Origin of the sequence: Saccharothrix sp. ALI-22-I, from assembly GCF_001984175.1 — a bacterium.
In the GTDB taxonomy this organism is placed as follows: Bacteria; Actinomycetota; Actinomycetes; order Mycobacteriales; family Pseudonocardiaceae; genus Actinosynnema.
Window position 1 is genome coordinate 427,231 of sequence record NZ_MTQP01000069.1, and the last position, 13,291, is coordinate 440,521.

Annotated in this window: 11 protein-coding genes; 5 read left to right on the forward strand and 6 right to left on the reverse strand. The window is 71.4% G+C overall.

Going from position 1 to position 13,291, the window contains the following annotated elements; all coding sequences use genetic code 11:
• Positions 1–13: 13 nt before the first annotated feature.
• Positions 14–1,003, forward strand: coding sequence for a pirin family protein (locus ALI22I_RS44075; RefSeq protein ID WP_077011520.1), 990 nt, complete (start codon positions 14–16; stop codon positions 1,001–1,003).
• Between the two features lie 62 nt (positions 1,004–1,065).
• On the opposite strand, the gene ALI22I_RS44080 is transcribed toward ALI22I_RS44075, so the two are convergent.
• Positions 1,066–1,398, reverse strand: a complete 333-nt coding sequence (locus ALI22I_RS44080; RefSeq protein WP_077012055.1) for a YnfA family protein — start codon at positions 1,396–1,398, stop codon at positions 1,066–1,068.
• A gap of 87 nt (positions 1,399–1,485) precedes the next feature.
• Between ALI22I_RS44080 and ALI22I_RS44085 the strand changes: the two genes are divergently transcribed.
• Positions 1,486–1,866 carry a hypothetical protein gene (locus ALI22I_RS44085; protein WP_077011521.1) on the forward strand — a complete coding sequence of 127 codons (381 nt, stop codon included), beginning with the start codon at positions 1,486–1,488 and terminating at the stop codon, positions 1,864–1,866.
• 96 nt (positions 1,867–1,962) lie between these two features.
• Here ALI22I_RS44085 and ALI22I_RS44090 read toward each other — a convergent pair whose 3' ends face one another.
• Both ALI22I_RS44090 and atpB read right to left on the reverse strand, forming a co-directional pair.
• On the reverse strand, positions 1,963–2,349 hold the full coding sequence (locus tag ALI22I_RS44090) for a hypothetical protein (protein WP_083752463.1): 387 nt from the start codon (positions 2,347–2,349) through the stop codon (positions 1,963–1,965).
• Between the two features lie 279 nt (positions 2,350–2,628).
• Positions 2,629–3,396, reverse strand: coding sequence for a F0F1 ATP synthase subunit A (gene atpB, locus ALI22I_RS44095; protein WP_077011522.1), 768 nt, complete (start codon positions 3,394–3,396; stop codon positions 2,629–2,631).
• 93 nt (positions 3,397–3,489) lie between these two features.
• Between atpB and ALI22I_RS44100 the strand changes: the two genes are divergently transcribed.
• Positions 3,490–4,152 carry a hypothetical protein gene (locus ALI22I_RS44100; protein ID WP_143532759.1) on the forward strand — a complete coding sequence of 221 codons (663 nt, stop codon included), beginning with the start codon at positions 3,490–3,492 and terminating at the stop codon, positions 4,150–4,152.
• On the opposite strand, the gene ALI22I_RS44105 is transcribed toward ALI22I_RS44100, so the two are convergent.
• The 3 genes from ALI22I_RS44105 to ALI22I_RS44115 form a co-directional block, all read right to left on the reverse strand.
• A complete protein-coding gene (locus ALI22I_RS44105; RefSeq protein WP_077011524.1) occupies positions 4,142–5,209 on the reverse strand; it encodes an acetate/propionate family kinase in 1,068 nt (355 codons plus the stop codon). The two genes, ALI22I_RS44100 and ALI22I_RS44105, sit on opposite strands and share 11 nt — an antisense overlap.
• Position 5,210: 1 nt before the next feature.
• On the reverse strand, positions 5,211–7,544 hold the full coding sequence (locus ALI22I_RS44110; protein ID WP_077011525.1) for a phosphoketolase family protein: 2,334 nt from the start codon (positions 7,542–7,544) through the stop codon (positions 5,211–5,213).
• A gap of 236 nt (positions 7,545–7,780) precedes the next feature.
• Positions 7,781–8,287, reverse strand: a complete 507-nt coding sequence (locus tag ALI22I_RS44115) for a DinB family protein (RefSeq protein WP_077011526.1) — start codon at positions 8,285–8,287, stop codon at positions 7,781–7,783.
• A 37-nt stretch (positions 8,288–8,324) separates the two neighbouring features.
• Between ALI22I_RS44115 and ALI22I_RS44120 the strand changes: the two genes are divergently transcribed.
• Together ALI22I_RS44120 and ALI22I_RS44125 are read left to right on the forward strand one after the other, a co-directional pair.
• A complete protein-coding gene (locus ALI22I_RS44120; protein WP_077011527.1) occupies positions 8,325–9,461 on the forward strand; it encodes an alkaline phosphatase family protein in 1,137 nt (378 codons plus the stop codon).
• A 99-nt stretch (positions 9,462–9,560) separates the two neighbouring features.
• On the forward strand, positions 9,561–13,289 hold the full coding sequence (locus ALI22I_RS44125; RefSeq protein ID WP_238598877.1) for a DEAD/DEAH box helicase: 3,729 nt from the start codon (positions 9,561–9,563) through the stop codon (positions 13,287–13,289).
• Positions 13,290–13,291 lie beyond the last annotated feature (2 nt).

A 13,291-nucleotide genomic window follows, 5' to 3' on the forward strand; every position in this document is an offset into this window, starting at 1 on the left:
GATCGGGGTCTCGATGAGCAACGTGGAAACCGACCCGTCCGAGCTGGTCTGTGAGAGCGCGTCCGGTGTCGCCGCGGTCGAGGTGCTGGACCCGCGCGACGTCCCGTTGGGCGGGCCGCGGGCGATGTCCGTGCGGCGCACGTTGCCGCAGCGGTCGCGGTCCATGATCGGCGCGTGGTGCTTCGCCGACCACTACGGGCCCGACGACGTCTCGCTCAGCGGCGGGATGGACGTCGCGCCGCACCCGCACACCGGGCTCCAGACGGCTTCGTGGCTGTTCAGCGGCGAGATCGAGCACCGCGACAGCCTGGGCGTGCACGCGCTCGTGCGGCCGGGCGAGCTGAACCTGATGACCGCCGGGCACGGTATCTGCCACTCGGAGGTCTCGACCCCGGACACGACCGTGCTGCACGGCGTGCAGCTGTGGATCGCGCTGCCCGACGCCCACCGGGACGCGCCGCGCGACTTCCAGCACTACGTGCCCGGTGCGGTGGCGTTGGCCGGTGCGACGGTCCGGGTGTTCCTCGGCACGGTCGCGGGCGAGACGTCGCCGGTGCGCACGTTCACGCCGTTGGTGGGCGCGGAACTCGTGCTCGAACCCGGCGCGCGGCTGGTGCTCGACGTCGACACGGCGTTCGAGCACGGCGTGCTGGTGGACGCCGGCGCGGTGGAACTCGCGGGCACGCCGCTCGCGCGGGGGACGCTCGGTTACGTCGGCGCGGGTGCGGCCGAACTGCACCTGGCCAACGTCGCCGACACCCCGGCGCGGGTGGTCCTGCTCGGCGGCGAACCGCTCGGCGAGGACCTGGTCATGTGGTGGAACTTCGTCGGCCGCAGCCACGACGAGATCGTCCGGTTCCGCGACCAGTGGCAGGCGGAGGCGGAACGGTTCGGCCGGGTCGAGGGCTACCCCGGCGACCGCCTACCCGCCCCGCCGCTACCGATGGGCCGCCTCCGACCGCGCGGCAACCCGCGAACCCCGGTGACCCCGCTCGACGCCTGAGGCCGTTCGCGCGGCCACCCGGTGGACACCCGAGCCGTGCCGATGAGCGGGGTTGAGCGCCTTCACGGGCGCGGGGCGTACATGATCACGGCCACGCCGACCAGGCAGATCGCCGCGCCGACGTAGTCCCACCGGTCGGGCCGGAACTTGTCCACGACCACGCCCCAGGCGAGCGATCCGGCCACGAACACCCCGCCGTACGCGGCGAGGATGCGGCCGAAGTGCGCGTCGGGCTGCAACGTCGCCACGAACCCGTACAGGCCGAGCGACACCACGCCGGCGCCGATCCACAGCAGGCCCCGGTGCTCGCGCACGCCCTGCCAGACCAGCCACGCGCCGCCGATCTCGGCGAACGCGGCCAGCGCGAACAACACCAGCGAGCGCACCACGGTCATGATCGCGACGATAACCCGCCCACCGGACCGCTTGACGACACGCACCGCGGTGCGCTGCGCCCCGGTGGGCGGCTGGCGTTCCTGTCGATGCGGGACTTCGGCCACCTCGGTGACGTGTTCGCGGTCCTGGGCGACCGGCCGAAGTACTCCGACTCCGGGCCGTTGTCGCTGTCCGACCCGGCCGTGATCGACCGCGTGCTCACCGGGGCCGGCTTCACCGACGTCAAGGCCGAGGCGGTGGACGCGGACCAGGTGTGGGGCCGTGACATCGCGGACGCGACGGACTTCATCATGGGCTGGGGACCGGTGCGGTTCGCCCTGCGCGACGTCTCACCGCCCGCGGTGGACGAACTCCGGGAAGCCGCGGCCAGGTCATCGGCGCGTGCCACGAGCTGGTACTCCCCCGGCTCTACCGGGGCACGTCGACGCCGGTGGAGGTGCCGCCGGGCTACGTCGAGGCGCTGGTGAGGACTGTCCTGAACGGCATCACACCGCGCTAGCCGTGCCGATCAAACGGCCGTGGTGGCCCGCCGAACGGATCGGCGGGCCACCACGGGAGAGCGATCAGCTACACGTGCGGTAGTTGTAGCCCGCGAGCCGATGCACGCCGTCCTCGTAGAACCCGAACCTACCGTCATCGTCGAAGGTGATCACGGCGTCGTGCTCCGAGCCGTCGTAATACCACGCCCGCTCCTGGTCCGACTTGAGTTTGGCATCCGCCTTCTTGAAGGCGTTGATACCGACCTTCCCGTCGTGCGGCAGGGCTCGGTCTGCCTCCCACTGCAAGGTCGCACTCGCCGTGCCACCGCCGAAGATGCCGTCGATCCCGTCGTTGGTGAGGTAACCGTCGGCCCACAGGATCTTCTGCCACAGACAGGTCGCGTTGGAGTACGCGTGCTCGCTGGTCGACAGGTCGCCCTCGTCCTGCCAGCGGTAGCCGGCCGTATGCACGCAGGCCCGCCCGCTGTGAGTCCCGCTTGCGGCAGCGCTGCGGCAGGTACTCGACTTCTACACCCACACCGCGTACGGCACCGCTCTCCTCCTGGGCCCCCACCGCCACCCCATCGAGCTCGACCCACCCTCACCTGCCTCCCGCGTCCACCCGCTGCCCGACATCCCGGCGGCGATGGCCTGGCTCGACACCGAACACCCAACCTGCTCGCCTGGACCGGATTCCGGACGGCGTGGAAACCTTCATCCGGCAACGTGCCGGATGAGGGCGACACCGGTTCAGTGGTGGGCGGCCAGGGCGCGGCCGATGAAGTGGGCGCTCAGCGTGGCGAAGATGTACGCCTGCAGGACCTGGATCAGGGCTTCGAGCATGGTGATGCCGATCGCCAGCGCGAAACTGACCGCGGCCAGCGGTTTCAGCAGTGGAGCGGCTTCGAGGAGCAGGAATTCGCCGCCCAGCACGAAGACCATGACCAGCAGGTGGCCGGCGAACATCGCGGCGAACACCCGGATCGCCAGGTTCACCGGGTCGAAGAAGAACTTGAGGACGACCTCGGTGGGGATGAGCAGCAGCCACAGCACCGGTTTCGGCACGTCCGGGATGACGAACTGGTTGCGCAGGTAGCCGACCAGGCCGTGCCGCCTGATGCCGACGAAGTGGTAGAGCGGGAACACGACCAGCAGCGCGACCGCGGCGGGGAAGCCGATGTGCGCCATGGTCGGGAACTGCACCAGCGGCACGATGCCGAAGATGTTGTTCACCAGCACGAAGGTGAACAGGGACAGGATGAACGGCACGTACGGGCGGAAATCGTTCGCGCCGATCTGTTCGCGGGCGATGGAATTGCGGCCGAAGTCGTAGACCGACTCGGCGGCGAACTGCCACCTGCTCGGCACCAGCTTGAGGTTGCGGCTCGTGATCAGGAAGAACGTCGAGATGATCACCACCGACAGCACGACGAGGACCATCGGTTTGGTCACCCCGCCGAAGATCGCCGGCGGGAAGAAATCCGCCGGACCCGGCGGTGTGAAGGTGTTGTCGGCCATGGGCGCCCCCCGTCCAAGGTCTTGCGTTCGACCCTAGCGGAACCCCGCGGTCGTGAACACTGTGTTTCCACAGGTGCGCGGGAGGGAGTCGTCGTGGGGTTATGGAAGTCACGCCCGGAGCCGGAGCCGTTCGTGGACCGGCCGCAGGCACGGCTCGCGTTCATGCTCGCGGAGTACAACACCATCCGCACCGAGCTGGTGGCGGCGGTGTCGACGCAGCAGACCGTGATGACGTACGGGTTGGCCGCGATCGCGGTCATCTACTCGGGTCTGCTGGCGTCGTGGTCGAACGTGCCGGTGCGGACCGGGATTCTGAGCCTGGCGCCGGTGTTGCTGGTCTTCGTCTGGTTCGTCTGGTTCGGCGAGGTGCAGCGGTTGGGGCGGGCGCGGTGGTACCTGTGGGAGCTGGAGCAGAAGGTGAACGCGCTCCTGCGGCCCGAGCAGGACGTGCCGTCCGGGTCGGCGTTGCCCGCGTCCGACGTGCTGCACTGGGAGAGCTGGGTGCGCGGGCGGAACAAGTGGCGCACCAACGTGCACTCCCGCCCGGCCTACCACCTGGCCACCGGGCTGCTGTGCGGCACGGGCCTGGGCACCACGGTGTTGTCGGTGGTGTTGAGCCAGGTGTCGCGGCCGGGCGGCCCGTTGCAGGCGTTGGTGTTCGGTGGGGCGGCGCTGTTCCTGGCGCTGCTCTGGTACGCGTGGTTCGTGTTCCGGCGCCACCCGTTCATCGGCAACGGCAAGCCGATCAGCGACTGAGCGCCTGACGGGTGCCGTGTGCGATCTCCAGGTCCTCACGCGCGGTGACGACGAGGGTCCGGGCGCCGGCGTCCCGGCCGGTGATGTCGGTGTCGCCGTCCACGTGGTCGTTGCGGTCCGCGTCGATGGTGACGCCGAGGAAGCCGAGGCGTTCGGCGGCACGGCGGCGGACGGTCGCGGACTTCTCGCCGACGCCACCGGTGAACGCCAGCACGTCGAGGCCGCCGAGCGCGGCCGCCATGGCGGCGACGCCCGCCACCAACCGATGCGTGTAGACGTCCAGCGCCAGCACGGCGTCCGGCTCGTCGTTCGCCGCCGCGGTGTCGATCTCGCGCATGTCGCCGGTGCCGGCCAGAGCGGTGAGGCCGGAGCGCTCCTCCAGCGCGGTGGCGACCTCGTGCGGCGACAGGTTCTCGTGCTCTTCCAGCCACAGCACCAGACCGGGGTCCACCGTGCCCGACCTGGTGGCCATCACCAGGCCTTCCAGCGGCGTGAAGCCCATGGTGGTGTCGATGCTGCGGCCGTCGGCGATCGCGGTCAGGGACGCGCCCGCGCCGAGGTGGCAGGTGACGAGCCGCAGGCCGGGCGACAGCAGTTCGGCCACCCGCCGCGCGCAGTAGGCGTGGGAGAGGCCGTGGAAGCCGTAACGGCGGATCGCGTACCGGTCCCGCCACTGCTTCGGTACGGCGTAGGTGGCCGCGGCGGTGGGGATGGTGGTGTGGAACGCGGTGTCGAAGCACGCGACCGCCGGCACGTCCGGGAGCAGCTTGCCCACCGCGTCCAGGCCGGCCAGCGACTTCGGCTGGTGCAGCGGCGCGAGGGCGGTCAGGTCGAACAGCGCCCGGCGGACCAGCTCGTCGATCACGACCGGGTCGGTGAACCGGGTGCCGCCGTGGACCACCCGGTGGCCGACGGCGTCCGGCCTCGGCCAGTCTTCGAGGAAGCCGAGCTGCTCGACGTCCGGTTCGACGTCGGCGGTGCGCTCCACCGTGTCGTCGGCGGCCAGCAGCCGCAGCTTCAGGCTCGACGACCCTGCGTTGACCACCAGAATCCGCACGTCAGCTCCACGTCCACTCGGCGATCGCCGGGTCGTCCTCGCCGTGTTCACGCGTGTACTGGCGCGCGGCCAGCCTGGCGTCCGTCATCCGCTGCCGCAACGACGCCGCCGCGCCGCCCAACGCGGGCACGCGGTCGATCACGTCCATGACCAGGTGGAACCGGTCCAGGTCGTTGAGCATCACCATGTCGAACGGGGTGGTCGTGGTGCCTTCCTCCTTGTAGCCGCGCACGTGCAGGTTGACGTGGTTCGTGCGGCGGTAGGTGAGGCGGTGGATGAGCCACGGGTAGCCGTGGAAGGCGAAGATCACCGGCTTGTCGGTGGTGAACAGGGCGTCGAAATCGCGGTCGGGCAGGCCGTGCGGGTGTTCGGTGTCCGGTTGCAGGCGCATGAGGTCCACGACGTTGACCACGCGCACCTTCAGCTGCGGCAGGTGCTCGCGCAGCAGCTTCGCGGCGGCCAGGGTCTCCAACGTCGGGATGTCGCCCGCGCAGGCCAGCACCACGTCCGGCTCGCCCTCCGTGGTGCCCGCCCAGTCCCAGATGCCCAGGCCGCGCGTGCAGTGCGCGATCGCGTCGGGCATGTCGAGGTAGGTCAGCGCGGACTGCTTGCCGGCTACGATCACGTTCACGTAGTGCTTGCTGCGCAGGCAGTGGTCGGCCACCGAGAGCAGCGTGTTGGTGTCCGGCGGCAGGTAGACGCGGACGATCTCGGCCTTCTTGTTGACCACGTGGTCGAGGAAACCGGGGTCCTGGTGGCTGAACCCGTTGTGGTCCTGGCGCCAGACGTGCGACGACAGCAGGTAGTTCAGCGACGCCAGCGGCGCGCGCCACGGGATGAGGCGGGTGGTCTTGAGCCATTTGGCGTGCTGGTTGAGCATCGAGTCGACGATGTGGATGAACGCCTCGTAGCTGGTGAACAGGCCGTGCCTGCCGGTCAGCAGGTAGCCCTCCAGCCAGCCCTGGCACAGGTGTTCGGACAGCACCTCCAGCACCCGGCCGTCCGGCGCGAGGTGCTCGTCGCCGGGCACGGTCGCCGCCCGCCACTTGCGGCCGGTCGCCTCGAACAGCGCGGACAGCCGGTTGGACGCCACCTCGTCCGGGCCCATGACCAGGAAGTTGTCCGGGTTGCGGCGCATCACGTCGCGGAGGAACCCGCCGAGCACCTTGGTGGCCTCGCTGCTGGTGGCGGCCGGTCGGTCCACGGTCACCGCGTGGTCGCGGAAGTCCGGCATCCGGAGGTCGCGCAGCAGCCGGCCGCCGTTGGTGTGCGGGTTGGCGCTCATCCGCCGGTCGCCCGTCGGCGCGAGGGCGCGCAGCTCGGGGATCAGCCGGCCGTTGTCGTCGAACAGCTCCTCGGGCCGGTAGCCGCGCAGCCACTCCTCCAGTCGGTCGCGGTGCCCGGCGTCGGTGCGGGTGGCGGCGAGCGGGACCTGGTGGGCGTGGAACGTGCCCTCGACCTGCTGCCCGTCCACTTCCTTCGGCCCTGTCCAGCCCTTCGGGGTGCGCAGCACGATCATCGGCCACGGCGGGCGCTGCTTCGCGTTCTTCATCTCGGCGATGTCGTCCAACACCTGGTCCAAAGTGGACGCCAGCTGTTCGTGGACGGCCTTGGGTTCGTCGCCGACGACGAAGTGCGGTGTGTGGCCGTAGCCGCGCAGCAACGACGCCAGCTCGTCGTCCGGGATGCGCGCCAGCACGGTGGGGTTGGCGATCTTGTAGCCGTTGAGGTGGAGGACGGGCAGCACGACGCCGTCACGGGCGGGGTCGAGGAACTTGTTCGAGTGCCAACTCGCCGCCAGCGGCCCGGTCTCCGCCTCACCGTCCCCCACCACGCACAACGCCAGCAGATCCGGGTTGTCGAACACCGCGCCGTACGCGTGCAGGAGGGCGTAGCCGAGCTCGCCGCCTTCGTGGATCGAGCCGGGCGTCTCCGGCGCGACGTGACTGGGGATGCCGCCGGGGAAGGAGAACTGGCGGAACAACGCGCGCAGCCCGTCCAGGTCTTCACCGATGCCGGAGTACACCTCGCTGTAGGTGCCCTCCAGGTAGGCGTTCGCGACCAGCCCCGGACCACCGTGACCGGGCCCGGTGACGTAGAGGGCGTTGAGGTCACGTTGCCGGATCGCCCGGTTCATGTGCGCGTAGAGCAGGTTGAGCCCGGGCGTGGTCCCCCAGTGCCCGAGCAACCGCGGCTTGACGTGCTCCGGGCGCAGCGGTTCGCGCAGGAGCGGGTTGTCGAGCAGGTAGATCTGCCCGACGGACAGGTAGTTCGCCGCACGCCAGTAGGCGTCCAGCAATTCCAGGTCGTCCGTGGCTCGCTCGGTCGACGGCATACACCGACGCTAGCTCCGATCACCACCGCCCGAAACTCGAACGCACACCGACCACCGGGCCGACGGCCGGGCTACGCAGGGGTCCCCGTCCAGGGGAACCCTGTTTTGATTCTGCCGGCGAGGTCCGACATCCCGCCGCCGACGGCGGAGAGAGTGTGGACGACCGGCGGGCCGAAACGGCGGGCGCGGGTGACGGTGGGCTACCTCGCGCCGCAGTTCTCCGGAGACGTGACGCCTCAGGCGCCGACCGTGCCGTCGATGCCCTCGCGCAGGAAGTCGGCGTGTCCGTTGTGCCGGGCGTACTCGTGGATGACGTGCAGCATGACCAGGCGCAGCGACACGTCCTCGCCCCAGCGGGGCTGGTGGCCGGTGATGTCGAGGGATTCGGCCTCGCGTTCGATCCGCCGCGCGTGCTCGACCTCGGTCTGCCACGCCTCGAAGGCTTCAGACCTGGTGGCGGTGGAGGCGTCGTAGGCGACCTGGAAGTCGCCGTCGGCGGACCACACGAGCGGGATGTCCTCGTGGTTGATCACTCGGCGGAACCAGGTCCGTTCGACTTCGGCCATGTGCCGGACCAGGCCGAGGAGGGTGAGCGTGGACGGTGGCATGGAGCGGCGGCGCAGTTCCTCTGTGGACAGGCCGTCGCACTTCATGGCCAGGGTGGCGCGGTGGTAGTCGAGGAACGCGCGCAGCGTCTCGCGTTCGCCGCCTCGCAGCGGTGGGCCGATCCGTTCGGTTTCCATGTCGGACATCCTCGTTGGCGGGCTAGGGTCGGGTGTCATGGACCCGCTGGTGCCCCGGTACGGGGTTGGTTCGCTGGCCGACGTCGTGCCGTCGTTGCTCGCCGGGCTGGGTGTGCCCGGGATGGTCGACGTGCTGGGCATCTCCGGCTCGTCGCGGGTGTGCGTGCTGCTCGTGGACGGTCTCGGGTGGCGGTTGTTGCGGGAGCACGAGACCGACGCGCCGTTCCTGGCTTCGTTGGCCGGGTCGCCGATCACGGCCGGGTTCCCGTCGACCACGGCGACGAGCCTGGCGGCGTTGGGGACCGGGCTGTCGACCGGTGAGCACGGGTTGGTGGGGTTGTCGTTCGCCGATGGCGACGAGGTGTTGAACGCGTTGCGGTGGACCCGGCACGGGGTGCCGGAGTACGTGGACCTGCGGACCGTGCTCGTGCCGGAGGACGTGCAGCCCCGGCGGACGGCGTTCGAGGTGGCGGCCGAGGCGGGGGTGGCCGTGCGGCTCGTGCTGCCCCGGGACCAGAAGGACAGCGGGCTGACGCGGGCGGTGTTGCGCGGCGGGCGGTTCCAGGGAGTGCTCGGGTTCGGTGACATGGTGACGCGGGTGGCGGAGGCGTTGTGGTCGGAGGACCGGGTGCTCTGCTACGCGTACCACTCGGATCTGGACGGGCTCGGGCACGTCTACGGGCCGGGGAGTGAGCCGTGGCGGTGGCAGTTGCGGTTCGTCGACCGGTTGGCGGCGGCGATTGCCGACGGTCTGCCACCCGGGGGTGCGCTGGTGGTGACGGCGGACCACGGGATGGTGCCGGCGGACGACCGGGTGGACTTCGACACGGACGCCGCGTTGCAGGACGGTGTGCGGGTGCTGGGCGGCGAGGCGCGGGTCCGGCACGTTTACACCTCCGCGGTGGAAGGTGTGCGGGCCCGGTGGAGCGAGCGCTTGGGTGACCGGGCGTGGGTCGCGTCGCGGTCGGAGGCGGTCGCCGCGGGCTGGTTCGGCCCTCGGGTGGCGGACCACGTGCTGCCGCGGATCGGTGACCTGGTCGTCGCGGCGAAGGGGTCGCTGGCGGTGGTCCGCTCGGTGGCCGAACCGCATTTGACGACACTCGTGGGCCAACACGGCTCGTTGACGGAGGAAGAGCAGCACATCCCGGTGCTGGTGGCCACCAACCCGGTCTGACCGCTCCCCTCACCGCCGAGGCCGTCCGCACGGAGTTCGGCATAGCATCACGTGTCGGCCGGCGGGGTCGATTGCCCGCGGTCGGGACGGAGGCGATGAGTGGAGGACGGGTCGCCCGTGGTGGACACGTCGGTCGCCGGGGTCGTGCAGGCCAGGTGGGGTGTCCGCCCGGAGCCCGCGATCGCGCGGTACGCCGAGCCCGGCTGGCAGCTGTCGCCGGTGCCCATCGACCGGCGGTGCCCGAAGTGCGAAGGCGAGATCCATGGCCTCTACCGCGCCCACCCCGACCGGGGACGGCAGCAGTTGCAGGCCGCGGTCGTGTGCCCCACGTGCCCCGCGTCGTTCACGCTGCGGGAGTTGAAGCTCGCGCAACGTTCCGTGCTCGGCGAGCTGCGCCCCGACGCGGTGTCGCGCCGCCTGGCGGAAGACGCCCAGCTGGAAGCCCTGGCCGGCAGCTCCCGTGCCATCTCCCCGCCGACCGCGAAACCGCCCCAGAGCCAGAGCCGGTCTCAGACCACGCGCCGGAACCCGCCGGGCCCGGATTCGACACCGCCGGCGCCGGGATCGGGATCGAGCGAGGAGGGGCGACGGCCGAAGCCGCAGCGCAAGTCACAGCCGCCGACCAGCGCCGAGCCGGGACGAGAGACGAGGCCCGGTTCGAACTCGCAGGCCAAGGCCGGCTCACGGGCTGCGGACGGCTCGCGGAACGGGGCCGGCTCGCGGACTGGAGCGAAGGCCGGGTCTCAGGCCGGGCCGGAGCCCGAGCCGTGGGCTGAGGTCGAGCCAGAGGCCGGCTCGTGGGACGGGGCCGGCTCGCGGAACGGGGCCGGCTCGCGGACTGGGGCGAAGGCCGGGCCACAGGCTGAGGCCGAGCCGGAGGCCGGGCCGGCGGCGGGCGACGCCGAGGTGGAGCAGCAGGCCCTCGCAGCGAACAGCACCGCGCCGGACGTGACCCCGGCACGGCCCGCCCGACGCGTTTCCACCGTTGCGATGGCGGCCCGGATCCGGTCCATCCTCAGCGGCTCCGAGGTCGCGCCCACGACCCGCACGGCGGGCGCACCGGTGCTGCCACCGGCGTTGGCGGCGCTGGAGTCGCGGCCCGTGTGGTGGTGCAAGACGGTGGACCCGGCGCTCGACGTGCTCGACGTGCCACCAGGGGTGGACGCGCGGGTCGTGTTGCCCGATCGGCCGGAGTTCGACGGGTTGCGGGAGCGGCTGGAACGAGCCGGGGTGCCGTTCCGGGCCGTGCGGCACTGGTTGGAGCAGGAGGAGGTGTCCGCGAGTTCCGCGTCGGCCTGGTTGTCCGAGGTCGGCGGCGTGGTGCCGGAGCGGTGTGAGGCGGTGGTCGGTGAGGGGGCTCGGGCGGCTCGCCTCGCCTTCGAGATGCTGTGGAACCTGCACGAACCGGTCGACCCGAACGACGTCCCGGACCCGGTGCCGGTAGAGCGGCACGTGCCGTCCGACTGGGCCCGGTTCCTGCCGTTTCCCGTGCTCAACCCCGCCCAGGCCCAGGCCGCGCCGCACCTGGTGGACGGCGACTCGCACCTGTTGATCACCGCACCGACCGGCGCGGGCAAGACGGCGATGGGCATGCTCGCCGTCCTCAAAACCATCCTGGACGAAGGCCGCAAGGCCGCCTGGCTCGTCCCGCAGCGCTCCCTCACCGACGAACTCGACCGCGAACTGGAGACCTGGCGCAGCCAGGGCCTGCGGGTCGAACGCCTGTCCGGCGAGTACGCCGTCGACGTAGAAGCGGTCAAAGCGGCGGACCTGTGGGTCGCCACCACGGAGAAGTTCGAGGCGATCTGCCGTGCCAGCTCCCTCCAGGCCGCCCTCGGCGAGGTCGGCTGCCTGGTCGTGGACGAGATCCACCTGCTGGGCAGCCCCGGTCGCGGCGCGCTGCTGGAAGCGCTGCTGGCCCGCGTGCGCGGCACGGACTCGCCGGTGCGGATCGTCGGCCTGTCCGCGACCGTGTCCAACGCCGCCGAAGTCGCCGAATGGCTGCAAGCGGACCTGGTCGCGACGACCTGGCGGCCGTCCCGCGTCACGTGGCAGCTGCCGACGATCCCGGCCGCGTCCGGCTTCGCCGCGAACAACCGCCGGCGCGAACAGGTCGTCCTCGACCTCACCCACCGGCACGCCGCCGAGGGCGGCAGCGTGCTGGTCTTCTGCGGCTCCAAGCGCAACGTCCGCTCCACCGCGATGGCGATCGCCGCCGACCGCGGCGCCCCCGTGCACACCGTCGCCGCCGACGACATCGACGGCCTGACCAAGGTCTGCGCGGACGTCGGCGTCCGCCTGCACTACGCCGACTACGAGCACAAACACGCCGCCGAACGGGCGTTCCGGGCACGTGAGGCCGACGTCCTGGTGGCCACGTCCACCGTCGCCGCCGGCGTGAACCTGCCGGCCCGGGCCGTGATCATCCGGGACGTCTCGATCGGCGGCGAACCGATCGACACCTCCACCGTGCTGCAGATGTTCGGCCGGGCCGGGCGCATCGGGGCCGGTGAGACCGAGGGCTGGTCCTACCTGATCGTGGACGAGACGCAGCGCGCCGACTGGCAGACCCGGCTGGTGGCCGGGTACTCGGTCTACTCGCGCATCCGCGACTCGCTGCCCGACCACGTGCTCGCCGAAGTGCTGCAAGGCCGGATCGGCACGGTGGACGACGCCCAAGCCTGGTGGGTCGAGACCCTGGCGCACGCGCAAGGCGACGACGACCTCGAACCGGTGCAGGAAGCGGTGTCGTTCCTCGTGGACGAGGGCCACCTGACCTTGGCGGACGGCCGGTTGGCGATCACCGAACCCGGCCGGCTGACCGCGCGGATGATGGTGTCCACCCACACCGGTCACCGGCTGCGCCGCACGCTGGGCCTGCTGCCCGTGCCGCACGACCCGGACGAGGCGGAGAACGCGCTCAGCCTGGTCCTGTCGGTCGCGGTGCGGGACCTGGCGGGCATCCCGGTGCCGGAGCCGGTGCGGCCGGCGGTGGCCACGGTGATCAAGGCGGGCGGCAAGACGTCGCAGATCACCAACACGACGTCGGTCAAGGGCCTGGGCTCGCAGACGACCACCGCACCCGGTGACCTGGCGTGGGCTGCGCTGCTGCTGGTGGCCCGCTCACCGCACCTGTTCGACACCGCCAAGCCCGGCACACGGGGACGACGGGTGGCGGGCGGCATCCCGATGGCCACCCTGCACCCGGTGTACGAGCAGGCGCCCAGGTTCCTCGCGTGGCTGGCCGCGCAGGGCGTGCTGGGCACCGTGCACCCGTGGATCGCCGTGGTGGCCGCCGACCTGGACCACCGCGTCCGCTGGCGGAGCCTGGCGCCGGCCCGTGGCGCGGGCCGGTTGCTGTGGATGTGCGAGGAGATGGCCACCCGCGCCCACCTGAAGGACGTGGTGCCGGCCCTGTGGCGCTCGGCGGTGGCACGCGGTGTCCGCGCACCGGACTGGCAGCCGAGCCGTTCACCGGCGGGCTGCGTCCTCGACCACGCCGGCTACACCGCCCTGCTGCGCGAACGCACCACCAACTACACCCTCACCGCGCACGGCGACAGCGCCACCGTCACCAACGGCACCGGCGCGACCGCCATCGCCTGGCGAGGCCGGACGTGGACCGCGCCCACGACGTCGGCCGCGACCATCCCGTACCCGGAGGACGACGACCCGGCGGAGACCGAAACGGGAGTGGCCGTGTTCACCCGACGCGGCGACTACCGGGCCACCGGCTGGCTGGACGCCTACACCAGCCTGACCACCGAAACCGAAGCCCCACCGCCACCCGCACGCCCACGCCGAGGCCTGGGCAGCGCGCGCCGCTGAGC

What these genes read in the sequence shown, in the direction of transcription:
- ALI22I_RS44075 (WP_077011520.1), top strand. Translation starts at nt 14, where the DNA reads ATGAGCAACGTGGAAACCGACCCGTCCGAGCTGGTCTGTGAGAGCGCG.
- ALI22I_RS44080 (WP_077012055.1), bottom strand. Translation starts at nt 1,398, where the DNA reads ATGACCGTGGTGCGCTCGCTGGTGTTGTTCGCGCTGGCCGCGTTCGCC.
- ALI22I_RS44085 (WP_077011521.1), top strand. Translation starts at nt 1,486, where the DNA reads ATGCGGGACTTCGGCCACCTCGGTGACGTGTTCGCGGTCCTGGGCGAC.
- atpB (WP_077011522.1), bottom strand. Translation starts at nt 3,396, where the DNA reads ATGGCCGACAACACCTTCACACCGCCGGGTCCGGCGGATTTCTTCCCG.
- ALI22I_RS44110 (WP_077011525.1), bottom strand. Translation starts at nt 7,544, where the DNA reads ATGCCGTCGACCGAGCGAGCCACGGACGACCTGGAATTGCTGGACGCC.
- ALI22I_RS44115 (WP_077011526.1), bottom strand. Translation starts at nt 8,287, where the DNA reads ATGGAAACCGAACGGATCGGCCCACCGCTGCGAGGCGGCGAACGCGAG.
- ALI22I_RS44120 (WP_077011527.1), top strand. Translation starts at nt 8,325, where the DNA reads ATGGACCCGCTGGTGCCCCGGTACGGGGTTGGTTCGCTGGCCGACGTC.